The sequence below is a fragment of the Paraglaciecola chathamensis S18K6 genome (genome assembly GCA_000314955.1).
GTDB lineage: Bacteria > Pseudomonadota > Gammaproteobacteria > Enterobacterales > Alteromonadaceae > Paraglaciecola > Paraglaciecola chathamensis.
On the sequence record BAEM01000031.1, the window covers coordinates 49928 to 73987 of the forward strand.

Here is a 24060-nt window from a genome sequence, read left to right on the forward strand (position 1 = left end):
TTAAATACCTATTAAAATTTCAATCCTGGGTTCAACGTGCCCGGTAAAGCGACTTTTTCAAGCTCAACTGACGCAACAGGGTAAGCGCAGTAATCAGCAGCATAATACGCGCTTGCTCTGTGGTTACCGCTTTCACCTACACCACCAAATGGGGCTGCGCCACTGGCGCCAGTGATAGGGCGGTTCCAATTGACTATTCCAGCACGAATACGTTGGTAAAAATGTTGATACAAGTCTTCGCTATCGCTTAGTAAACCTGCAGATAGGCCGAATTTGGTATTGTTACCTAGAGCGATTGCGCGATCGAAATCGTCAAAGCGTACTACTTTTAACAAGGGGCCAAAATGCTCTTCGTCAGGCATTTTTTCCACCATGGCCGTGACATCAATAATACCAGGACTTACAAAGCCTGATTCAGTATCAAGATGCTTAAGTTCAACCAAAGAGGTTGCGCCTAAATCCAATAACTGGCGTTGAGCGTTGACCATCGAATTGGCGGCATTTTTAGAAATCATCGCCCCCATGAACGGTTGCTCGTCGGCATCGTAATCGCCCACTTTGATGTTTTTAGTCACTTCAATCAAGCGAGCTAAAATAGCATCGCCTTGGCTATTGTTCTCTAAAAAGAGTTTACGTGCGCAAGTACAGCGCTGGCCAGAGGTTACGAAAGCGGATTGAATAATATCGTGTACGGCGGCATCAATATCGCTCACGTCTTTGACGATTAGCGGGTTATTGCCACCCATTTCTAGGGCTAAAATCTTGCCAGGATGCCCAGCATACTGTTCATGCAGAATTTTACCGGTACGTGAACTGCCGGTGAAAAACAAACCATCTAGATCTGGGTGAGCAGCTAGTGCTTTGCCTGTTTCGACTTCACCTTGCACTAGGTTTAATACACCTGTTGGCAAGCCGGCCTTTTCCCAAAGCTGAACTGTTTTTTCAGCGACTAATGGTGTTAGGTCACTAGGTTTAAATACAATGCAGTTACCCGCTAATAACGCAGGTACAATATGACCATTCGGTAAATGGCCCGGGAAGTTGTACGGGCCGAACACTGCCACAACGCCGTGTGGTTTATGGCGTATAAATGCTTTACCTACTGGCATAGGGTTTTCAACTAAACCGGTACGCTCTTGATAAGCTCGCTCTGAAATGCCTATTTTTCCCATCATGGCACCCACTTCGGTAGCGGTTTCCCATAACGGTTTACCCGTTTCTTGCGCGATGGTTAGGGCTAACATATCTTTGTTTTCAGCTAATAGCTCGCCGAAACGCTTAACATAAGCGAGACGCTCTTCGAACGATAACGCTGCCCAAGCAACCGTTGCTTCACGTGCGCTGGCAACGGCTTGATTTACCTGCTCAGTTGACGCTGATTTGGCTTGCCAAATTTGGTTTTTCTTCGCAGGGTCGATAGATTCAATAGCGTGGCCTTGGCCTGCATGCCATTGGCCGGCAATAAAATGGGTTTGTTGTGTCATACGTTACACCTTAAATGTTGTCGGAGCGAAGCGAATAAACTCACCATCTTGAATGCCAAGATGATCTGCATCGGCCTGTGAAATAATGGCCCGCTCGTTTGCTTCATCGATATGTATTGATGCTGCAATCGCTCTAAAATCAGTAATTTTGGTATTAATCACAAAATATTCAGTTTCTGAGTGTGAACCGTGCTCGTTATATTTGCCTGCTAGCGAGTCATCAATTTTAACCGCTAGTTTTCGACTTGCTTGAGCCGTTCGAATATGTGTTAGATTCGCTTCTACAGTGGGGCCTGCATCGAAAATATCAACATACCCTCGGCAGCTGAAACCTTCGCTTTCTAGCAATCTTAATGCAGGCTTGGTTTTATCGTGCACTTTACCTATGACAGCTTGAGCCTCTTTGCTGAGTAAGCTGACATAAATAGGGTACTTAGGCATCAATTCGGCAATAAATTGCTTCTGTCCAATACCGGTTAAATAGTCGGCTGTAGGGAAGTCCATCGAGAAGAAATGCTCTTCTAGCCACTGCCAGAACGGGGATTTTCCCGATTCATCACTAATGCCACGCATTTCAGCAATCACGGTTTCAGCAAATCGTTCTTTGTGTTCCATCATAAACAAGAAGCGCACCTTGGACAGGAATCGTCCGTTATTGCCTTGCCTTGCTGATTCACGCAAAAATAGGGTGCAAATCTCCGAGACGCCAGTGTAGTCGTTACACAAGGTCAGTATCTCAGCTGTGTTGTAGATATCGAGCTCGCGAGAAGCATGAACCACTTTGCTTAAATGGTAATGATAAAATGCATCATCAAGACCGACGCTTGAAGCGATACCACTGGTGCCTACCACTTGTCCTGTGTTGGTGTCTTCCATTACGAACAAGTAGCTTTCGTTACCAGGTTGGCTGATGTCTGCTTGAAACGCCGTTTCTGAATCTAAGATCTTACTTTTCAATAAGGTTTCATTCACTGGCAATGAGGTAAAACCAATGCCAGATTCAACGGCAATATCATGCAGCACAGCATAATCGCTGTGCTTAATAGGGCGAATAATATTCATGTTCGCTATCTCAATATAGGGTTAGGCGTTTACAACAGCGGCCACGGCACGCTCGAAACGGGCTAATCCTTCCTGAATATCGGTATCGGTCAGGATCAATGAAGGAGCGAAACGCACAACGTTTGCACCGGCTACCAAACACATGAGCTTTTCATTCGCACTGGCCACAAGGAAATCACGCGCTCGGCCTTGGAATTTTTCATTCAAAGCACAGCCCAACAATAAACCTTGGCCACGAATTTCATCAAACACATTGTATTTGGCGTTAATGGCATTCAAGCCTTCGCGGAATTGTTGCTCTTTTTGTTTTACACCGTTCAATACTTCTGGGGTATTGACGATATCTAATACTTTTTCAGCTACGGCGCACGCCAGTGGGTTACCGCCGTATGTGCTGCCATGCGTACCTACTTTCAAGTGGGCTGCGATTGCCGTTGTAGTAAGCATAGCGCCAATAGGGAAACCACCGCCTAGCGCTTTTGCAGAGGTAAGAATGTCAGGTGTAACACCTAAGCCCATATAGGCATATAGTTCACCGGTACGACCAACACCTGATTGCACTTCGTCAAAAATAAGCAAAGCGTTGTGCTTATCGCACAAGTCACGAACACCCTGCACAAATGATTGCGTCGGGCTGATGATACCGCCTTCGCCTTGAAGTGGCTCCATCATAACAGCGCACGTACGCTCAGACATGACCGCTTCAAGGGCACTTAAATCGTTGTAATCAACGTGCTCAATGGCACCTGGTTTAGGGCCGAAACCATCAGAGTAAGCTGCTTGACCGCCTACGGTAACCGTAAAGAATGTACGTCCGTGAAAGCCTTGCTTGAACGAGATAATCTGGTCTTTTTCTGGGCCGTAATTATCAAGGGCGAAGCGACGCGCTAGCTTCAAGGCGGCTTCATTTGCTTCAGCCCCTGAGTTAGCAAAGTACACTTTTTCAGCAAAGGTGGCGTCAGTCAGTTTTTTGGCTAAACGTAATACCGGTTCGTTCGTCAGTACGTTACTTAAATGCCAAAGCTTTTCGCCTTGTTCTTTTAATACGGCCACTAAGTCAGGATGACAATGTCCTAAAACGTTTACTGCGATGCCGCCAGCGAAATCAATATATTCATTACCTGCTTGATCCCACACTCGCGCACCTAAACCGCGTACCGGAATGATCTCGGCAGGATTGTAATTAGGAACCATTACTTCGTTAAATAATTCGCGGGTCACTTGCATGTAGATTGTCTCCAAACTTAATCGCCTAGGGCATAAAATAGACAACTATTATTTCAGATTAAATGCAGCTTGTCTGCATGGACAACTGAGCTAACCCCTTATTTTTAAAGGGATTGAGTGAACTTGCAGGAATAGTGAATAAGTATTTAATCTAGCCGATGGCTAATTTTATTATTTGTGTATGTACTTTGCGCCACACACATTGACCTTTAAACCAACTTAGGGGCTAAGTTGGTTTGCATGAATATCTATAGATTTTTTTTGGTCTTTTATTCTGAATTATCGGTTTCTAAGCCAATTGAGCGCATATCTGTAGTTTTTAACGATTCTAATGAGCCCACAGGAAAGGCGAATTGGCGTAAATAATCCTTCGCTTCATCATTGCTCACGAGCTCATGAAATTTCAATATACGGTACTTCCCATAGGCGTTACTTTGCTTAAGTACTTTCACTAAGGGAAGAGGGGTGGCTGGGGGCTCGGCTTGTGCTAATTCCGCAAAGGCGCCACTTAATGGCAAACGAGTGAACCCTAGGCCGTCAATAATGTCCGCGGTCGCTTTCGTAGCGTATTTATCAAGCAGTGAAAGGAGTAACTCGCCGGAGGGTTCAACTTTTGTTAACGCACTATGGCGTTGATGCTTCAGCGTATCTTCTGCCTCTTTAAGGGCACTTAATTGAATTTGGTCAAACAACCGAAAATACAATTTAATCACCGCGATCGGCCCTAAATTCTGTAGCATGCCTGCGGTAAAAGCTTGGTTTTCGTCTAGTTGATAAAAAGGTGCTAGTCGTTTACTAGACATGGCGGTTGCAATTGATTGCTCCCATATTCGTCTTTTTATATGCGGATACGGGTCAGTAATTTGTGGTAAATGGCGACGGATCAGCAAAAATGGCACCACCATTTTTAAATTGTCGATACCGAAAAAGGTTAACGCAACACGCAGTGTGTCTGCGCTGATGATTTTCCCTTTGCTGTCACGCCGCCGGTATTTGGCGGAATTTATCATCTTTAACAGGTCTTTATATAACCACGGAACCTCGGTGGCTAATACTTCAAGGCGCGAGACCGTACACGCTTTTACCGCCAGTAAATCAAGAATTTTAGGGATCGCCATGTCAATGGCCAGCACTTTGGTGATGAGAAACTCTGGATCGCTCAGTGCTTCGCTGAGTTTTAACTCAATCTCTTGATGCAATTTCGCCGCTACACTTTCGACTCGGTTATCTTCTTTTTCTTGAGATAACTTTTTGTCTTCTCTGGCCTGCTTTTCAACAGCGAGCAACTCACGGGTGGGTACCACTTCTTTTGCGACGCGGGTCGAATTTTCATCAGCCAATTGTTGTTTAGCGGCTTTTAAATCGATAAACAATTGCTTAAAGCGCGCCTCAACGATGGGCGTGTTGGTAGCTGGTGAAGTCATTAACAGTTTCGAAAACCTTGATTTTATTATCTATATGTAGGGTTAAGTGTGGATTGTGCCCTACTTTTACGCCAATTTTCTAGGCCAATATTATTTTATCTGCTGAAACGGTTAGAAAGTTAGCCAATATTTGCAAACCGCTAGTACTGAGCAAAGACTCAGGATGAAATTGCACGCCGTATATTGCTAACGAGCGATGCTCAATAGCCATTATTTCACGCTCTGAAGGGTATTCTTCACACCATGCGGTTACCTGTAACGTGTCAGGCAAGCTTTGTTCATCAACAAGTAGGGAATGATAGCGCGTGGCTATAAAGGGGGTCGAAATACGGTGAAATAAATCACTGTGATTATGCGTTACGTGAGAGGTTTTACCGTGTTTTATATTGCGAGCGCGCACAATGCTTGCGCCAAATACTTGTGCAATCGCTTGATGGCCTAAGCAAACGCCAAGCATAGGGATAACACCGGCAAATTGCTTAATAGCGTCAAGTGTCACGCCCGACTCATTTGGGGTACAGGGCCCCGGGGAAAAAACCAAGTAATCTGGTGCCAACTCGGCAATTTGTGCACAGGTTACTTGATCATTGCGCACCACCTTCACCGCTTGGCCGAGTGTTACAAAATAGCGGGCAAGGTTATGGGTAAATGAGTCGTAGTTATCGATGATCAGCAGCAAAGCAATTGATAGCCCATAGCGTGAGCCGATGTATCAAAGGCTCAGGTTGAAAATTTGGCGGATTGTAAAACATTTTATTGTGTTTTGCTGTGGCTTTATGTGCTCTGAGATTATTTAAGTCTGTACCGCTAGCTATACACCAAGAACGCTGATGCACAGTTTGGCAGAGACCTTTAAAGTTAAACGATAGTTTAGCCAAGACGAACTGATTTATCTGGTAACGGCCTATTTAACTTGTCTTGTAAGGCGGTTTTTGCTCTCTCATCTCTAGTAGACCTTGATCAATGACGGCATTGTTTTGTCCTTTTATGCTAATTGTTAGACTTTTTTCGATCTTGTTGAATAAGCTAATGCACGCCACACTTAGTGCATAAGGTCCCTATATTAATTTCAGATTGTGCTGAGTGATGCACGCCAGTCATAGCCTGACTGGTCACAAACAGAGTGAGACGAATATGAAGATACTAGTAGCGGTAAAACGAGTCATTGATTACAACGTTAAAGTGCGCGTTAAAGCGGATAACAGTGATGTGGATTTAACGAACGTCAAAATGGCCATGAATCCGTTTTGTGAAATTGCTGTTGAAGAAGCGGTACGCCTGAAAGAGTCGGGTGTCGCTAGCGAAGTGGTTGTGGTGTCTATAGGCGCTAAAGCATGTCAAGAGCAGATAAGAACTGCGCTTGCTTTGGGTGCTGATCGCGGTATTCAGATTGAACTTGATACGGCAGCTGACGCACTTAGCATCAGCAAACTTTTAAAAGCCGTGGTAGATGAAGAACAGCCAGGGCTTGTGATTCTAGGCAAGCAGTCTATTGATTCTGACAATAACCAAACGGGTCAAATGTTAGCGGCGTTACTTGACCAACCTCAAGCAACGTTCGCATCTGAGGTTAAAGTGGACGGCGACAAAGTACAGGTCACACGCGAAATAGACGGTGGTTTACAAACGTTAGAGCTAAATATGCCTGCGATCATCACCACAGATTTGCGTCTTAACGAGCCTCGCTATGCATCGTTACCCAATATTATGAAAGCTAAGCGCAAGCCGCTAGAGGTGAAAACGCCCGCTGACCTAGGCGTCGAAGTGAGAAATAACATCACCCTAGATAGCGTAAGTGCTCCGGCACAACGCCAAGCAGGGATCAAGGTTGAGTCGGTGGCTGAGCTAGTGGAAAAATTAAAAAACGAAGCGAAGGTACTTTAAGTAGTACGTAATAGGAGAAATGAATATGACAATTTTGGTCGTTGCTGAACATGATAACCAAGAACTTAAGCCTGTTACCTTAAATACCCTAGCTGCAGCGCAGCAAATCGGTGGTGACATAGTATTACTGGTGGCAGGGCATAACTGCCAAAGCGCAGTGGATGCTGCGTCGGTTATATCAGGTGTCGATAAAGTACTTCACGCTGATAATGCGGCTTATGAACATCAGCTGGCAGAGAATATCGCCAAGCTAGTGACAGGACTTGCGACTGGTTACAGCCACGTACTTGCCCCAGCAACAACGAATGGTAAAAACTATTTGCCGCGTGTGGCTGCTTTGCTTGACGTGAACCAAATTTCTGATGTGACAGGCGTGGTCTCTGAGCAGACATTCTTACGCCCTATTTATGCGGGTAATGCTATTGCTACTGTTACTTCTAATGACACCATCAAATTATTAACTATTCGTGGCACTGGGTTTGATGCAGTTAGCCCTGAAGGTGGTTCGGCGAGTGTAGAAGCCTTGGGTGATGAATATAATGGCGCAACCTCACGTTTTATTAACGAGGAGTTGGCGAAATCTGATAGGCCTGAGCTAACGGCTGCCTCTGTTGTGGTATCCGGTGGTCGCGGTATGGGCAATGGCGAGAACTTCGACATTCTTTATAGCTTGGCTGACAAGCTTGGCGCAGCGGTAGGGGCCTCTCGTGCGGCGGTTGATGCGGGCTTTGTGCCAAACGATATGCAGGTGGGGCAAACAGGTAAAGTGGTTGCGCCCGATTTGTATATTGCCGTGGGTATCTCAGGAGCCATACAGCACCTAGCCGGTATGAAGGACTCAAAAGTGATAGTGGCTATCAATAAAGATGAAGAAGCGCCTATTTTCCAAGTTGCGGATTATGGATTGGTGGCTGACTTGTTTGATGTTATCCCTGAACTGACTGACAACGTATAGAATCGAAGCGAGTTGAATTATGAGTGAATACACACACCCTTTAGCAGATGCTGAATTTGTACTGAGTGAATTAGTCGATTTCGATTCGCTTTGTGCTGATATGGGGCAAGAAGACATCAACAGCGAGCTAGCGTCAGTGATTTTGTCTGAAGCTGGCAAGCTAGGCAGTGGTGTTTGGGCGCCATTGAACAAAGTCGGTGATTTACAACACCCAAAAATGATTGAAAAAGACGGCGGCCCAGGTGTGCAAGAAACCGCTGGTTTTGCACAGGCCTACCAAGAATACGTTGAAGGTGGTTGGGCATCACTGACAGGTGCTGAAGAATTTGGCGGTCAGAATTTGCCTAACGTACTTGGTAGCGCGGTAAATGAAGTATGGCACACGGCCAACATGGCGTTTGCGTTATGCCCATTGTTGAGCCAAGGAGCAATAGAGTCTATTTCTCATCACGGTAGTGAGCATTTACAGCAGTCTTATTTACCTAAAATGCTCAGTGGTGAATGGCCGGGCACCATGAATCTAACCGAGCCCGATGCAGGCACAGATTTAGCCGCAGTGAAAACCAAAGCCGTACCCAATGGCGACCATTACCTCATTAGCGGGCAGAAAATTTTTATAACCTGGGGCGATCACCAAATGACCGACAATATCGTGCATTTGGTATTGGCGCGTTTGCCTGATGCACCAGCCGGTGTAAAAGGCATTTCATTGTTTATCGTACCTAAATTCAACTTAGACGAAAACGGTGAACCTGGTGAGCGTAACGATGCTTATTGTGTTTCGTTAGAGCACAAACTCGGTATTCACGGTAGCCCTACGTGTGTCATGAGCTTTGGCGATAACGGTGGTGCCAAAGGTTATTTGGTCGGCGAGGCACATAAAGGCCTCTCGTACATGTTTACTATGATGAATCACGCCCGCCAAGGTGTGGGCTTACAGGGCTTAGCGATATCTGAAGGGTCTTATCAACATGCGTTAGCGTATGCTAAAGAGCGCTTGCAAGGTACGAATAAAGACGGCAGCCGTTTTACCATTATGAAGTTTCCTGACGTGCGCCGTATGTTGATGCAAATGAAGTCATCTACAGAGGCGATGCGAGCGCTGTGCTTAGTGGCAGCAGCGGAAATAGATCGTGGTAACAGCGCGCGCAGCGAACTGTTCACGCCAATCGTTAAAGGTTGGTGCACCGAGCTATCTCAAGAGTTGACCTACTTAGGCACCCAAATTCACGGTGGCATGGGCTTTGTTGAAGAAACTGGCTCAGCGCAGTTTTATCGTGACGCTAGAATACTGACCATTTATGAAGGCACGACAGGTGTACAAGCGCTGGATTTAGTCGGGCGTAAAACACTCGTCAATCAAGGGGAGTCGTTAGGTGAGCTACTAGATGAAATAACCGCTGATTTAACGAAATTTAGTGCAATGGGAGGCCAATTTACATTGGCGGCCAAGCAATGTCAGGCAGCACTTGAGTGCGGCATGGCGGCGCGTCAATGGTTACTTGATACTGCTCCTGACGACAAAAATGCCGCTGGCAGCGCCAGTGTGAACTTTATGATGCTGTTTGGTTATTTGTGTGGTGGCTGGTTAATGGCCAAAAGTGCGATGCAAGCAAAAGCCAAGTTGGAGGCAGGTGAAGGCAATAGCGAGTTTTTAAATGCCAAGTTGATTTCTGCTCAGTTCTTTTGTGAGCATATGGTGGTGCGTACACAAGCATGTTTTGCATCGATTACAGCCGGTAGTGAAAGCATCATGGCCTTGCCCGAAGACGCGTTTTAAACCAATTATTATGTATAACTAGCACGTTATATTGTTCTCAAGCCCCCGCAGGAAACTAAGGGGGCTTTTTTGTAGACGACGCAATGATTGAGCCCATTCAACATATAAATATCCGTCCAGGATGAGAAACGATATACTTTGGAAAATAAAGACCCAGCGATATATCGAGAGCCCGCTACTTACATGCACCATAAACACCATTCTATTTCGGTTCACTTCGCTCAATCTATAGTGAAAAGAGCAATTGAAGTTGGCTTAGATGAAACGAAATTGCTCGCAGAATCGGGTCTGAGTCGCGCCTTATTGAGTAATAATGAGGTGCGTATTACCCCAGAGCAGTTAAGCCGTTTAATGCAGTCTGTGTGGCGCAGTGCCGATGACGAGTATTTGTGTTTTGGTAGCCAGCCTTCGCGCCACGGGGTGTTTAATTTGATGGCAAAGCAAGTCAGTCATAGTGCAAGCTTGCGCCAAGTGTATCGTCGGGGTACACGCTTTTATAATCTAGTCGCTGGTGCGACCAAACTTAAATTTGAAGAGCGTGAACAGTACGCACGTTTTTATCTCGGCTTAGACAAACCCGAGCTTGATCCTGAGCATGTACTAATCGATTTTTTGCTGCTTTTATGGCATCGATTTCCGAGTTGGTTAATAGGGCAGCGTATTCCATTGAGAAAAATAGGCTTCATGCATCGTAAACCTGCTCATCATGAAGAATACCGATTAATGTTCCCATGCGAAGTGGTTTACGAGCAACAAAGCAATTACTTTGAATTTGAGCATGAAATTTTGAGCGCGCCTGTGGTGCAAAGCCAACAAAGTTTGAACGATTACCTACAGCGGTGCCCATTGGACTGGTTCAAACGTCAATCGTATTTTCCTGTGTACACACGAAAAGTGCTCAATTATTTAGAAGCAGCGCAAGATATGTCGTTGATCAGTATGGCTGATATCGCTGAGCAACTGCACACCACTATTCGTACCCTTAGGCGCAAGCTTTTAGAAGAAGGCACTAGTTTCCAAGAACTCAAAGACAGTGTACGGCGTGATGAAGCCATTCATTATCTGAGTCAGCCGGATATGCCTATATCTCAAGTAGGGCGTTTATTAGGGTTTACTGAAGCTGCTACCTTTGCTCGTGCATTCAAAAGCTGGACTGGCGTGGCCCCAAGTACTTACCGAAAATCAAAAAGTCACTGATATTCTCTGTAGAGGCTGGGCCAAAGAATGTCCTATTTCGCCTAGTAAATGACTTAAACTGCCATACAGTTTTTCACAAGCTTGTAACATACTGACAAGGTTCAAAACGATTTGCTGAATTTGGATGACAGTAATTTTGAATGACAGATAGAATGCTGAGCTGTTACCCCAACCTCTCAGTTTGGTGTTCTTGGCGTGCTAACCGGTACCTATAATACATTGCGTAATTTAGGTATCGGTTATTTATTACCAGTACTACATAGCCTGATTTCTGGATAAGAAGTATCGTTAAAGCTAAGTTTTAACAATATAATTCAATAGCTTAAATACATTCACCCAAATACCCAACCTGAAAGCTCATTCGGTGACGAAATCTTTCGAGCGATATCAAGGTGCATTGCTGTAAGTAATAACGTGCTATCGCTAGGCAGAAAAAAAGCAGCGCGTAGCTGCTTTTTCGGTCATTTGGCCACAAAAGCCAATAAAAGAACGACGTTAGCGCTTAAGTGGGCTAGCCACAAAACCTATTGCTTCATACACCTTGTCTATTGTTTGCTGGGCTCGCATCTGAGCTTTCTCAGCCCCTACAGCCATAATACGGTCTAATTCGGCTTGGTCTTGGCGTAACTCAGTGAACTTAGCTTGAATCGGCTCAAGCATGGCAACCACGGCGTCAGCAACGTCGGTTTTTAGGTGACCATACATCTTGTCTTCATAAGCAGGCACTAAATCGGCAATGGAGGTACCCGTCGCGCACGATAGCAAACTCAACAGATTCGACACGCCTGGCTTTTCAGCGGTATCAAAGTAAATGCGCGCTTGTTCGTCTGAATCGGTCACGGCGCGCTTTATTTTCTTGCTGATTTTTTTAGGATCTTCTAACAGGCCAACAAAGTTATTTTGGTTGTCATCTGATTTAGACATCTTCTTGAGTGGATCTTGCAGGCTCATTACCCGTGCACCGACTTCTGGTATGTAAGGGTCAGGTATGGTGAATACGTCGCCGTATATATTATTAAAGCGCGTCGCCACGTCGCGAGTTAGTTCTAGATGTTGCTTTTGATCTTCGCCAACCGGAACCTGCTTCGCTTGATAGAGCAAGATGTCAGCGGCCATTAAAGCAGGGTAAGTGTATAGACCTGAATTAATGTTGGTAACGTTTTTAGCAGATTTATCTTTAAATTGCGTCATGCGATTAAGCTCACCCATTTGGGTGTAGCAGTTCATGATCCACGCCAGTTGTGAATGCTGAGGCACATGAGACTGCATGAAAATAGTGCTCTTATTTGGATCAATACCGCAGGCTACATATAAGGCTAAACCATCAAGACAAGCGTTATGCAGCGCCTTAGGCTCTTGACGCACTGTGATGGCGTGCATGTCTACCAACATATACAAGCATTCATTGTCGTCTTGCATATCAACCCATTGACGTAGAGCGCCGATGTAGTTGCCGATAGTAAGTTGTCCAGAAGGCTGGCAGCCGCTTAATACAATTGGTTTGCTCATAAGATTTGAATTCTACTGTTAGTGTTTAATGTATGTGTAACTTGATTATAACGGGGTAGCCTTAGCTAATTCTTCGCGCATCTCGTCGATGACTTGACGGTAATCAGGCTGATTAAAGATCGCTGAGCCGGCAACGAACATATCCGCACCAGCCTCAGCTATGGCGCGAATATTATCGACTTTTACGCCACCGTCAATTTCTATTCGAATATCACGTCCACTGGCTTTCACCAGTTCTTTAACGATTTGCAGTTTATCTAGGGTTTCAGGAATAAACGATTGCCCACCAAAACCGGGGTTAACAGACATCAATAAAACATGGTGTAGTTTATGTAGCGTGTAATCTAGGCAGTCTAATGACGTTCCGGGGTTTATTACTAATCCTGGTTTACAGCCTGCATCGGTTATTAATTGGATACTGCGATCGACATGCCGAGAAGCCTCGGGATGAAAGCTAATCATGCTAGCGCCTGCTTTGGCAAAACTAGCAATCATTTCGTCAACCGGTTCAACCATTAAATGCACATCAATTTCTGCGGTGACACCGTAATCGCGTAATGCCTTACATATCATAGGGCCAATCGTTAGATTCGGTACGTAGTGATTGTCCATGACATCAAAATGAATTACATCAGCACCAGCGGCTAATACCGCATCAACCTCGGCACCAAGACGAGCAAAATCGGCGGAAAGTATAGAAGGAGCAATCAAAAAAGGACGCATATAAGTCTCAATTTGCACAAAAATGTAACTGTACCGAAAAACCTGCTTTGACAAAAGTATCAACTGCGCCCCAAAAAGGGGCTTTCGCTTTTTTGTGGTGCATCAATGCACAGTCTTATCTCATTTGCCATTTTATCTAATTTTATTGGTTTTGATAAAATAATAATTAAATCAATAGGATATCGTGTTTTTCTGCAAATTATTTCGTGATTATTATTTAGGCATTGCTCTTGCGTAGTTGTAACAAGAATTAACGAAAAATCGAAGTTATCTCAACAAAAATTGAATTAGCTAAAAACACATGGAGCACACACACATGAAAGCATTAAAACTCACCGCACTTGCCGCAGCCGTTCTTGCCGGGTCAGCCGTTAGTCAAAACGCCCTTGCAGAAATTACTGCTAACGCAAGCGTTACTAGTAACTACATTTGGCGTGGTTTAACGCAAACAACCAATGATGCTGCTGTACAAGGCGGTATTGACTACGCAAGTGAAAGTGGCTTTTACGCAGGAACCTGGGTTTCTAACGTAAATTACGGTGCAGACGATATTTACTCTTATGAGCACGATTTGTACTTCGGTTTTTCTGGTGAGTCTGGCGATATCTCTTACGATGTAGGTTACCTTTATTACAACTATGACAGTGAAGCTGAGTTTGACTTTGCCGAAGTGTATGGTTCAGTGGGTTATGGCGCGCTTAGTGTGACACTTTCTTTGTTGGCGCACACTGAAGCAGACGAAGGTGAAGGTCAAGATTTTGGCTTCGCAGAAGCGTCATACGTGTCTGTAGACTACGGTATGCCGGTACTAAATGGTGCTGAATTAGGTTTTCATGTGGGCTATCACCAAGGTGATTTCGCAGAAGCGTTCAATGGAGTACCAGACGGTTATGCAGATTGGGGAATCTCTGTTTCTAAAGACGGCTTTAGCTTTGCTGTAACTGGCACCGATTTAGACGAAGTTGAAGATCCTAGCACAGACCCATACGACAACGATTCAGTAAAATTTGCTGTTTCTTATAGTGTCGACTTCGAGCTTTAAATTTCTGAGCTAGGTCTTCTTTCTACAAAAAAATAGCGTTTTTAAACAATCCGCTGACGTAACCGTCAGCGGATTTTTTGTGTTTACTGCTAAGCGATGATAGGGAATAACTGTTACTGCACACAGGTGCCTTGTTCAAAACCTGAGGCGAGAATTATTTACTGGCGTTGGTATTAGGATAAAAATTTACCATTTTAGCGATGAATGACCTGACATTTGAGGTGAACTTTACTCTTGCGACGAAAGTATAAGGTATAATGCAACAAAATATTTCGACAAGGAGAGATTATGAGTACTTATGTTAAACGACTAATCGGCTTCGGTGCTTTCGCTTTGGTAGCTATGTTGGCCGTGGGCAAAACGTCGATAAACAATGAGACGTTATTCTGCAGTTGCCCCCAAGCAGTTGCTTTTGATCATGGTTTGCCGATGAGTCATCCTATTAACCGATGCGCTAAAGAACAAGCTGACGTCATTAGTTGGTCCAGTTGGGTAAGTGGAAACTCTACATCTTATCAAATGCATTTTATTGATTTACTTGAGCTACTTTCGCGCTATGCTGAAGAAACGGATGAAATAAAGCCAAGAGCGTAATTAGTATGGACAATGCAAAGACCGGTTTATGGGATGTATTTAAAAGCGTAGCAGCCAGTGTGTTTGGCGTGCAAAGTAGTGCTAATCGTGAACGAGATTTTCAGCAACAATCATTTGTACCCTATTTAGTGGTTGGGGTGGTTTTTGTTGTTGCTTTGGTTGTGTCGTTAGTGCTGATTGTTTCAGCCGTTTTACCCAGTTAATTCCTTTCCTTACATCTTAACGTGATGTTGGCTTGATATATAAAGCCAAAAGTTCACTGACCTTCTTTCTGCCATTTCCTTTATGGCTTATAAATCGACTAACTTGTAATTCAGACAACTGGGCAAGTGCGTAAAGACGACGCGTATCTACGGTGTCGTGATTACTGATGAGCACTGGAATATCGCGCTCAAAAGCCGTTTTTGCTGCAATCAAAGCCAAATTTCTCTGCTCCGCCATGGAAAACCCGCCTTTAGCATAACTGGCAAAGTTTGCTGTTTTACTGATGGGCGCATACGGTGGGTCGCAATAGACCACACTGCCACTGCGAGCACGGCTAAAGGTTTTTTCATATGACTCGCACACAAATTGCGCTTTTTTGGCTTTTTCAGCGAAAAAGTACAGTTCTTCTTTGGGGAAGTAAGGCGCTTTGTATTTACCAAAAGGCACGTTAAATTTGCCCGATAGGTTATAACGGCACAACCCGTTGTAACCAAACCGATTAAGGTATAGAAAAAGCACTGAACGTTCGTATATGTCTTCGCTAGCGTTAAATAAAGCCCGCATTGCATAATAGGCATCTGAGTCATTGTTCTGGGCGGTAAAGAGTCCTTGAGCGTCTTCTATGTAACGCTCAGGCTGCTGCTGCAGTATCTTGTACAGATTAATGAGATCTGGATTGATATCGCTTAACAAATAGCTAGAGAAATCCGTGTTTAAAAACACCGAACCTGCTCCGACGAATGGCTCTACCAATTTTTTTGCTTCAGGAAGATGTTGGTTTATTTGTTCAACTAGCCGGTATTTTCCGCCAGCCCATTTCAAGAAGGCTCTGTTTTTCTTATTCGTCATTAATGTGTCTTGTCAGGCCTTGAATGTAAGGAAGTATCAGCAAAGCAGAGATTGTAGCGAGCCAGTGCCCAAACAACAATTGGCATATGCCTTTAATTAGCGGATTCAATTTCTTGATGTACTTTTTGCAATGCTTTTGGGAACGGCGTTGCATCGTGTAAGCCTTGTGGCAGAGACGAAACACCGACTAATGCCGCAGCAAGAGAAGGGTAATGCTTATTGTATAAAAGCACGTACCAGTCATTATTGTAACGTTTGGTTTGATACACCCACACGTGCTGTTCAATGTTGTTGTTGGTTAAGTACGCTTGAATGGCGTTACGAACACTAAACCCAATGACTTGTAATACGTAACCATCTTTTGGTAATGCCAGAATTTTGGCTTCATCAAATTGGAAATTATTTTCCGTCACAGCTGCTGAGTTAACCGGCTCTTGGGCTTCAACTTGTGGAGCACTTGCTGATTGTTCAGTAGGGGGAATATCCGCAGCGAACGGTTTTTGTAATGCACCAGTTTGCACAGTATCGTTGTTCAGAGTGGGCGCTGTGCTTGATTTATCTTCGGGCGAAGCTACGTTTGCATCTTTTAACGATAAGTCAGGCGTATTTTTTTTATTCGCGTCTATGCGCTTACTTTCACTGTTCCAATCTGAAATTAGTGCGTCGCCTTCGGGCTTTTTCTCAGTTTCAGCTTCGCTAGGCTGAGCCAGCTCCTTGTTATCAAAACCTGAAGTTTGCGTGTCCTGTTGAGCCACGTCGGTTGGCTTTTGCAGCTCTGATGGCGCCAATGAAGGGGATTCGTTAGTAGGTGCAATGCTGCCAGGCTCCTCAGTTTGAGTATCCGTTGTGGCGTCATTCTGTGCGGGCACCGGAGCCGGTGCTGTTGTCTCAACACCCTCATCTTGGCTATCTCTCAATAGTTCGGGATACTGAGAAAGTAAAATGCTGGAAAAAATCACGATAAATAGCAGGCTGACTAAAGGAATAAACCATGGGCGCTGCATTATACTTGGGGCTTCAGCCGGTGTAGATTGGTTGCGCTGCTCGATTCGCTGAGCAAACGCCTGACGTTTATTGGCGATTAACTGCTCGAGTTCACTGCCGGATATAGCAGACTCATGATCGACTTTAGCACCAGCATCAACCACGATCACATTATTCTTATTGGCAAACCCTTGATAGGTTTGATTGACCCATTGGCGCTGAGCAAATACCAGTACATTTACTTGGCGCTCACTGCCAGCATGTAAGGTTAAAACGAGCTGCTGAAGTTCTTCAAGCATACTTGTGGAAAGGTTTTCCCCTTTGGAAATACAGATCAGTAGCCCTTGAGTGGCAGTCGATTCGATGTGACCCACACTCGGGGCGATTAGTTTGGCAAGCGGTGCATCTCCTGAATGCGGAGCTAGTTTACTGGAGAGTTGCTGGGTAAGCTGTTGACGAAAATCATTCAGTAGCATACTGGGCTTAGCGGTGATGACCGCCACTTCATCGCTGTCATCTTGTTCAGCCAGCAGTGCATCCACACAGGTAGATACACTAAAATCGGGCTCTGATTTTATAAAAATGAGCCCAGAAGAATACTGAATTAAATGGCTAAGCCGTTTGTGCAATTCGCTTTGCAAGGGTATCTACTCAAATTTTTATTAAAGTGCTAGTGCAATATAGTGCTAGTTTAACAAGTTTTTCAGCAGCGTTTCATCTAGCTCAGGTGTGACAATAGCTTCACCAATCGCCTTGGGAATGATGTAGTTGAGCTTACCCGCTTGTACTTTTTTATCATGCACCATGTGCTGCATGAATGTGTCATAACCCATATCAGTAGGGGGCGTGATAGGCAAAGCGAATGCTTCAATTAAGGCAATAACACGTTGCACTTCTTCAGTTTGCATCCAGCCTTTCATTTGTCCGGCTTTTGCTGCTAAAACCATACCAGCAGCGACCGCTTCACCGTGTAACCAATTGCCATAACCTTGCTCTGCTTCAATCGCATGACCGAAGGTATGTCCAAGATTGAGTAAAGCACGAAGCCCAGACTCACGCTCGTCAATGGCGACAATCTCGGCTTTGATTTCACAGCAACGGGCAATGGCATATTGTAATGCGTCTACGTCTTGCGCGATAAGCTGAGCGGTATTTTGTTCTAACCATTCAAAAAAGGCTTTATCGTAAATAATGCCGTACTTAATCACCTCGGCCATGCCAGCTGAGAACTCTTTTGCAGGCAGTGTTTGTAAGGTTTTAGTATCGATAAACACCGCTTTAGGCTGATAAAACGCGCCAATCATGTTTTTACCTAATGGATGATTAACCGCGGTTTTTCCCCCGACAGAAGAGTCGACTTGAGACAGCAGCGTGGTGGGAATTTGAATAAAGGGCATTCCCCGCTGAAAACTCGCCGCGACAAATCCGGTTAAATCACCGATGACGCCGCCGCCAAGGGCAATCAGCGTGGTATCACGAGCAGCAGACATATTGAGTAGCTGGGTGATAACGTGCTCGAAGCTCGCTAAGTTTTTATGTTGCTCGCCGTCAGCGATGACGATTTTGTCAATCTTGATATCAGGCAAACTCGCAATAATAGTTTGACTGTATAGCGGGTCAACTAGGTCATTAGTCACCAGTACCGCTTTATCTGTTTTGATGTAATCTGCCAATTTGTTGCCTTGGGATAGCAAACTCGGCTGAATAAAAATGGGGTAGCTACGCTCACCCAACTTCACTGTTAATGTTGTCATAAGCGCAGCCCTTTGGAGGTATTTCTAACTATTACTGATTGATTTTCTCTATGATCTGATTGGCAACTGCGCGGGCGCTTTGCTCATCAGTATCAACAATGTAATCAGCAGCATCTTCATACATTGGGTTACGCTCTTCTGCAAGCTTACGCAATACCGTTTCAGGATCGTCTTTTTGTAATAAAGGACGACGCTTATCACGTTGCGTACGAGCGACTTGCTTGTCAATTGTGGTTTGTAGATAAACGACAATGCCTCGCGCTGATAAGCGATTACGTACGGCTTTGCTAACCACAGAGCCACCGCCTGTTGCTAATACAATACCTTGTTTGTCGGTTAGATCATTGATGACGGTTTCTTCACGAGCGCGAAAGCCTTCTTCACCCTCTAAATCAAAGATCCAAGCGATATCAGCGCCTGTGCGCTTTTCTATCTCTTGATCTGAATCATAAAATTCTAAATGAAGTTCGTCTGCGAGGTGTCTTCCAATTGTGCTTTTACCAGCACCCATCGGACCTATTAAAAAAATATTACGTTTTTCAGCCATTTTTGCTTAGTTCACAATTCTGTTATTTCGGGGGTAGAAATCTATATCGCGGCTACCCTTAAATGGATTAACCTGACCTCGTTGAAATTTCGAGGGCGGGATTATCTCAGCTTTACCCTGAAATTTGCAAGCTTTGTTAAGTCTTGGTGAAATTTAAATACGCGATACTCGTAGTCAAAGTGTATCAATGTACTGACTATGTGGCCTTGCACGCCATATAAATAGCACTGTTTGCTATTGTTCGGCCAAGCTGTCGAGGAGTATTTTCGGTGTTACAAAAATCAGCAATTCACGCTTTTCATTCACAGTTTGGGTGTTTTTAAACAAGTGACCGAGGACCGGAATGTCTCCAAGTAGGGGGACTTGGCTAACATCATCGGTACTGGTTTGCTGAAAAATACCGCCAAGTACGATGGTTTCGCCATTATTAACCAGTACTTGGGTACTGATCTCTTGGGTATCGATCGCGACGGCTAAGCCGGTTGAAGTGTTGACCGTGTCACCTCGGGTATCTTGGGTAACGACCAAGTCTAATATAATGCGATGATCAGGGGTGATATGTGGCGTGACCTTTAAGCTCAGTACCGCTTTTTTGAACTCAACAGACGTAGCACCACTTGAAGTGGATTGCACATAAGGGATTTCGGTACCTTGTTCAATGTAGGCCTCACGCTGGTTGGCCACCGTGATACGCGGGCTGGCGATAACTTCCCCTTTATTCTCTGATTCAAGCGCAGATAATTCTAAATCTAATATGGTGCCATCGACGAGGCGAGCGACTTGAATTCCGATACTGCCAGCTGGGCTTGTAACAGGAAGATTTACGTTCAAGCGATTATCAATTGAAGGAACGACACCACTGCTTAGGGTGTCGGCACCTTCGATGGTGCCAGAGGTAGCGGTATCACCGGAATTATTGCTAAAGCCCCAACGCACCCCAAGCTGTTCGCCCGCGTTATCGCGCACTGTGACCATGCGCGATTCAATCAATACTTGTTTGACGGGAATATCTAATGCGCTAATCAGTTTCCTTGCTTCATCTATCGATGCTTGGGTATCTCTGAGCAGTACGGTATTGGTGCGTTCATCGACGGCCACGCTGCCTCTGGGGCTCAGAATGCTGTTATCAGTATTTTTAAGAATACCGGCGACTTCTTTGGCTTTTGCATAGTTAATTTGCAAATTAGCTGAAATAAGGGGAGCTAGCTGTGCGACTTGTTGGCGATTTTGTAATTGTTGTGTCTCGCGAGAAGCGAGTTCTTCTGAGGGGGCGATAAGTAATATATTGCCTTCTAATCGTTTATCTAGGCCACGAATTTTTAGGATCATGTCTAGCGCTTGATCCCAAGGAACACCGCTTAAACTTACAGTCACATTACCGCGCACCGTGTCAGTGGTGACAAGGTTAAATCCGTTCACCTGGGCAATAATTTGTAAGACATTACGTACAGGCACGTCTTGAAAATCAAGAGAAATGGGCTCGCCACTGTATACAGAAGCGCTTTGTGCTTGTTCAGATGCCTGGGGCTTGACGGTTAATACCAATTGATTTTGTTGCTTACTGTGGGTGAACACCACATCTTCCAGTAGATTGAACTCTAAAACACTGGCGCCTTTTCTAGAAAAGGTGTCTATTTCTGTTATTGGGGTAGCGAATTCAGCTACATTCAAGGTGAAAAACTGATCTGGGGCAAGCTTAGTGTCGGGTAAGGTAAGCGTTAGTTGGCGCTTTGATGCAATTAATTGCGGCACGATGCGATTGTTATCAAAGGTTAGGGTGGCGACTCCATACCCTTCAACCGAGCGAGTAAACTGAATGTCTGTTAGTTGATTACTGGTGAGTTCGTCTATCGCGGCAACGGGGTCCACCAGCACAGCGTCTGATTGTGCAAAAGCAGGCACTAGCCATGCAGCACAAAGTAGCGCGCTTAGTGTTTTGAGTAATGAAGTAAATTGTAGTGATTGGCGACTAGCCATTGTTCTCTCCCGCGTTGTCTTGCATGGATAGGGTGGCTTGTTTTTTCTGCCAGCACCCAGTGCCATCAGGCAACATTTCAGTGTAAGTAATTTCTCCGTCTTTGATCGCCATAATGCGACCATAAAAAAGTCCGAGATAATCACCAATGGTTGCACGGTATAAACGCCCTTCATTGGTTTGAATTAACGCCCATTTTTTTTGACTGTTGTTAATGGTGCCGATAAAGGCCATGGCATCAATTCCATAATGTTCTAAGGGTTGCTTTACATGTGCTGTATTCGGTTGTGGGCAAGTGGGCGTAGCGGGTGTTGTTTCAACCTGAGGAGCATTCTTTAATCGTTGAAACGGGCTACGCATTTCATTTGCTGAGTAAGCAAAGGCCGGTGATGTGGTAAATTCAGGGTAAGGTTCAATGTTCATCGGTGTAGTGCTTTTTACTTCATCGATGTAAGCCGTTAAATCTTCTTTTTGCTCTGAGCAAGCGACCAGCAATGCGAGCATAGGAAAAACCATTAGGAACCTCATTGGCTAGAGTCCTTGCGCGATTGCGTCAGTTCAGCGCGATAGGTTTTGGCTGCAAGCTTAAGTTTTAAAGTGGACAGCTCTTGAGTGACTTCAAAGTCGTGCACGGTAACGATCCGCGGTAAAGCGGCAATGTCAGACACAAACTGACCAAATGCATGATAATTACCCGTGACTTCAATCTGTATGGGCAGCTCAGTATAAAATTCTTTAGGCACTTCTTTTTGCCAATTAAGCAGCTTAAAAGTAAGGCCTGAAGAGGTGCCCACAAAAGTAATATCGTCAAGTAAGCCAGGCGTTTCGTTACTGGTCGGCAGCGACTTCAACATAGACGAGAAGTCTTTTTCTAAGCGCTCAAGTTGATCCTGATAGGCTGGTAGATTTACCGCAATATTGTATTTACCTTGGTAGCTCTGTTTTAAATCAACCTCTTGTAGCTGGGCTTTTTCCAGCATGGGGAGCTTATCTTTAACCAGAGTGTAATAGCCACCAATAAGGGCGATAATAGCCACAAACAAAGCCACAACGGTTTTTACTTCAAACGGCCAAATTGCGATTTGGTCAAAATCTAATTCGTTGAGTTCTTTGAGTTTATTAAAATCGAACTGCATTTATTTTGGCTCCCCTTGGTGCTGATTGAAATCAGGGGCAACGCTAGGACTTATATTAAATTTAATTTTAAACTCGCTTACCGCATCAGCTGCGCTGGTATCCGCCACAATGGAAGACAGTTCGGCGTCATTAAAAACGTTTGATTCAGCTAAATTACGCATGAAATTTGCCAAACGATTGTTTGAATCACTGACACCGTCAATTTCTACTCGATTAATGGTACGTGAGAAACGTGAAAACGATACGCCTGGGGGAACAATTCGAGCTAGTTCATCAAGTACAATAGGAGCCGCATTACGACTGACTTCTAATTGCTCGATAAGCGTCATACGCTGTTCAATGGCTTCTTTGCTCTGTTTAATATTTTTTATTTCGCCAATTTGTGTGTCTATTTTTGCCATTTCTTGGGTTAGAAACTGATTGCGCTGTTCTTGTGTAGCAATGACCTGATCCATGCCTTTGCTAACGGCAAACATCAACAGCACCATTGATACGCCAATGCCCACTAACAAAGTGAGATAATTCTTTTTCTGTTGCTGGCGCTGGGCTTCACGCCAAGGCAGTAGGTTTATATGTGGCACGGCGAAAAACTCCTAATTGCCAACCCAGTGGCAATGGCAAAGTTAGCACCATGAGTGGCAATCAGTGCTGTGTTTTTTTCGTCACTTTGCATAGCCAATAATGGATTAAAAACCTGTACTGCGATCCCCAGTTCTTGGGCAAGCTCTTGGGCCAAGTTGGTAAAGGGCCCAATTGCTCCGCAAATATACAATTGTTGTGGTGATGCCTGGTGAGACGAACTGACGTACATCTGAATTGCGCGGGTGATATGTTGCTGCAAGTTCGCTTGAAAAAGCATAAAGCAGTCGAGCTGCCAAGTTTCGGGCAAAGCGTGACTCGCTAACTGCTGATCATAATCCACTCGGGTTAAATTGTAGTTTGAACACGTATCTTGAGCGAGCACGTCTAAGCCGAAGTTATGCTCTTTGGTGTATACGACTTTGTCTGCGCTGACCGCGCAGAACTGCAGTTGAGATGCGCCTATATTAATACAGCAACGAATATCTGCTGCGCCTTGTTCTGGCTGCTCGCTAGATTCACTATCGCCGGCAACTTGCGGGGCAATTTTTGGAACGATGTTTGGGGCAAAATGCATGAACGCATTGGCAAGGGCATATATTTCAACATCAGAAATTTTAGGCTCAAATCCCACTTCATTTAATAAAGTCAGGCGAGAATCGAGCAAGTCTTTATGCACTGCACTAAGCAGCACTTCGACTTTTCCTGGATAACTGGTGCTGGGGGCAAGTCGTTCAAAATCTAAATAGATTTCTTCAAGAGGATAAGGGAGCAGGCTGTCTGCTTCTAATTCAATTTGGCTTTCAAGTTCTACATCGGTTAAATCGCTATCTAAATAGGCAAGCTTATTAATCACCGCTGTACCTGAAACGGCTATGACCACTTGCTTCACTTTGGACTTTAAACTGAGTTTCACTTTTTTAAGCGCTTGGCTTAAGGCTTCGTAATCTTTGACTTCACGCTCTGCAAAGGCATTTCCATTGATTGGCTCGCACGCTATTGCCAACACATTTGTGTGTTGCTTGGTTTTTTCTAGCAATATGGCCTTAACATAGCGGGTGCCTATGTCGAGTCCAATAAGGTGCTGCGTTTTTTTAGCCAATAATTTGTTAAACACGTAAGGTTCCGATGCAAATATACTAAGCAGGAT

At 44.7% G+C, this 24060-nt stretch carries 23 protein-coding genes; 7 read left to right on the top strand and 16 right to left on the bottom strand.

What is annotated here, in order from left to right; translation table 11 throughout:
* Nucleotides 1-11: 11 nt before the first annotated feature.
* The 5 genes from astD to GCHA_RS09570 all read right to left on the bottom strand — a co-directional run bounded on the left by astD (nucleotide 12) and on the right by GCHA_RS09570 (nucleotide 5876).
* Nucleotides 12-1484, bottom strand: a complete 1473-nt coding sequence (gene astD / locus GCHA_RS09550; protein WP_007987574.1) for a succinylglutamate-semialdehyde dehydrogenase — start codon at nucleotides 1482-1484, stop codon at nucleotides 12-14.
* Nucleotides 1485-1487: 3 nt separating this feature from the next.
* Complete coding sequence (gene astA, locus GCHA_RS09555) at nucleotides 1488-2546, bottom strand: arginine N-succinyltransferase (protein ID WP_007987576.1); 1059 nt, start codon at nucleotides 2544-2546, stop codon at nucleotides 1488-1490.
* 21 nt (nucleotides 2547-2567) lie between these two features.
* On the bottom strand, nucleotides 2568-3773 hold the full coding sequence (locus GCHA_RS09560) for an aspartate aminotransferase family protein (protein ID WP_007987578.1): 1206 nt from the start codon (nucleotides 3771-3773) through the stop codon (nucleotides 2568-2570).
* A 269-nt stretch (nucleotides 3774-4042) separates the two neighbouring features.
* Nucleotides 4043-5197: an HDOD domain-containing protein gene (locus tag GCHA_RS09565; RefSeq protein ID WP_007987580.1), complete on the bottom strand. Its 1155-nt coding sequence runs from the start codon at nucleotides 5195-5197 to the stop codon at nucleotides 4043-4045.
* Nucleotides 5198-5276: 79 nt separating this feature from the next.
* Nucleotides 5277-5876, bottom strand: coding sequence for an anthranilate synthase component II (locus GCHA_RS09570; protein WP_007987582.1), 600 nt, complete (start codon nucleotides 5874-5876; stop codon nucleotides 5277-5279).
* A 455-nt stretch (nucleotides 5877-6331) separates the two neighbouring features.
* Here GCHA_RS09570 and GCHA_RS09575 point away from each other — a divergent pair, with 455 nt between their 5' ends.
* The 4 genes from GCHA_RS09575 to GCHA_RS09590 all read left to right on the top strand — a co-directional run bounded on the left by GCHA_RS09575 (nucleotide 6332) and on the right by GCHA_RS09590 (nucleotide 11013).
* A complete protein-coding gene (locus GCHA_RS09575; RefSeq protein ID WP_007987584.1) occupies nucleotides 6332-7081 on the top strand; it encodes an electron transfer flavoprotein subunit beta/FixA family protein in 750 nt (249 codons plus the stop codon).
* 25 nt (nucleotides 7082-7106) lie between these two features.
* On the top strand, nucleotides 7107-8036 hold the full coding sequence (locus GCHA_RS09580) for an electron transfer flavoprotein subunit alpha/FixB family protein (protein WP_007987586.1): 930 nt from the start codon (nucleotides 7107-7109) through the stop codon (nucleotides 8034-8036).
* A 19-nt stretch (nucleotides 8037-8055) separates the two neighbouring features.
* Nucleotides 8056-9816, top strand: coding sequence for an acyl-CoA dehydrogenase family protein (locus tag GCHA_RS09585; protein ID WP_007987588.1), 1761 nt, complete (start codon nucleotides 8056-8058; stop codon nucleotides 9814-9816).
* Nucleotides 9817-9999: 183 nt separating this feature from the next.
* Nucleotides 10000-11013: an AraC family transcriptional regulator gene (locus tag GCHA_RS09590; protein ID WP_039992316.1), complete on the top strand. Its 1014-nt coding sequence runs from the start codon at nucleotides 10000-10002 to the stop codon at nucleotides 11011-11013.
* A gap of 495 nt (nucleotides 11014-11508) precedes the next feature.
* Here GCHA_RS09590 and trpS read toward each other — a convergent pair whose 3' ends face one another.
* Together trpS and rpe are read right to left on the bottom strand one after the other, a co-directional pair.
* On the bottom strand, nucleotides 11509-12522 hold the full coding sequence (gene trpS, locus GCHA_RS09595; RefSeq protein ID WP_007987592.1) for a tryptophan--tRNA ligase: 1014 nt from the start codon (nucleotides 12520-12522) through the stop codon (nucleotides 11509-11511).
* A 45-nt stretch (nucleotides 12523-12567) separates the two neighbouring features.
* The gene (gene rpe / locus GCHA_RS09600; RefSeq protein ID WP_007987594.1) at nucleotides 12568-13245 is read right to left on the bottom strand and encodes a ribulose-phosphate 3-epimerase; all 678 of its coding nucleotides are present in this window, start codon (nucleotides 13243-13245) and stop codon (nucleotides 12568-12570) included.
* Between the two features lie 316 nt (nucleotides 13246-13561).
* On the opposite strand from rpe, the gene GCHA_RS09605 reads away from it, so the two are divergent.
* From GCHA_RS09605 to GCHA_RS09615, 3 genes are all read left to right on the top strand, one after another.
* Complete coding sequence (locus GCHA_RS09605) at nucleotides 13562-14287, top strand: TorF family putative porin (RefSeq protein ID WP_007987596.1); 726 nt, start codon at nucleotides 13562-13564, stop codon at nucleotides 14285-14287.
* A 288-nt stretch (nucleotides 14288-14575) separates the two neighbouring features.
* Entirely contained in the window at nucleotides 14576-14881 is a 306-nt protein-coding gene (locus GCHA_RS09610) for a hypothetical protein (protein WP_007987598.1), read from the top strand.
* Between the two features lie 5 nt (nucleotides 14882-14886).
* Nucleotides 14887-15084: a DUF2970 domain-containing protein gene (locus tag GCHA_RS09615; RefSeq protein WP_007987600.1), complete on the top strand. Its 198-nt coding sequence runs from the start codon at nucleotides 14887-14889 to the stop codon at nucleotides 15082-15084.
* 16 nt (nucleotides 15085-15100) lie between these two features.
* Here the strand turns inward: GCHA_RS09615 and GCHA_RS09620 are convergent, their stop codons facing one another.
* The 9 genes from GCHA_RS09620 to pilM all read right to left on the bottom strand — a co-directional run bounded on the left by GCHA_RS09620 (nucleotide 15101) and on the right by pilM (nucleotide 24027).
* Nucleotides 15101-15934, bottom strand: coding sequence for a Dam family site-specific DNA-(adenine-N6)-methyltransferase (locus GCHA_RS09620; RefSeq protein WP_007987602.1), 834 nt, complete (start codon nucleotides 15932-15934; stop codon nucleotides 15101-15103).
* 92 nt (nucleotides 15935-16026) lie between these two features.
* On the bottom strand, nucleotides 16027-17559 hold the full coding sequence (locus tag GCHA_RS09625; RefSeq protein WP_007987604.1) for an SPOR domain-containing protein: 1533 nt from the start codon (nucleotides 17557-17559) through the stop codon (nucleotides 16027-16029).
* A 45-nt stretch (nucleotides 17560-17604) separates the two neighbouring features.
* Nucleotides 17605-18672, bottom strand: a complete 1068-nt coding sequence (gene aroB, locus GCHA_RS09630; protein WP_007987605.1) for a 3-dehydroquinate synthase — start codon at nucleotides 18670-18672, stop codon at nucleotides 17605-17607.
* Nucleotides 18673-18703: 31 nt separating this feature from the next.
* On the bottom strand, nucleotides 18704-19219 hold the full coding sequence (aroK, locus tag GCHA_RS09635; protein ID WP_013752897.1) for a shikimate kinase AroK: 516 nt from the start codon (nucleotides 19217-19219) through the stop codon (nucleotides 18704-18706).
* Between the two features lie 234 nt (nucleotides 19220-19453).
* Nucleotides 19454-21196, bottom strand: coding sequence for a type IV pilus secretin PilQ (locus GCHA_RS09640; RefSeq protein ID WP_007987609.1), 1743 nt, complete (start codon nucleotides 21194-21196; stop codon nucleotides 19454-19456).
* Complete coding sequence (locus tag GCHA_RS09645) at nucleotides 21189-21710, bottom strand: pilus assembly protein PilP (protein WP_007987611.1); 522 nt, start codon at nucleotides 21708-21710, stop codon at nucleotides 21189-21191. The genes GCHA_RS09640 and GCHA_RS09645 overlap by 8 nt, the downstream gene beginning before the upstream one ends.
* 8 nt (nucleotides 21711-21718) lie before the next feature.
* Nucleotides 21719-22330: a type IV pilus inner membrane component PilO gene (locus GCHA_RS09650; protein ID WP_007987613.1), complete on the bottom strand. Its 612-nt coding sequence runs from the start codon at nucleotides 22328-22330 to the stop codon at nucleotides 21719-21721.
* Entirely contained in the window at nucleotides 22331-22912 is a 582-nt protein-coding gene (locus GCHA_RS09655) for a PilN domain-containing protein (RefSeq protein WP_007987616.1), read from the bottom strand.
* Entirely contained in the window at nucleotides 22900-24027 is a 1128-nt protein-coding gene (gene pilM / locus GCHA_RS09660) for a type IV pilus assembly protein PilM (protein WP_007987618.1), read from the bottom strand. Before pilM ends, GCHA_RS09655 begins: the two co-directional genes overlap by 13 nt.
* Nucleotides 24028-24060: the final 33 nt, after the last annotated feature.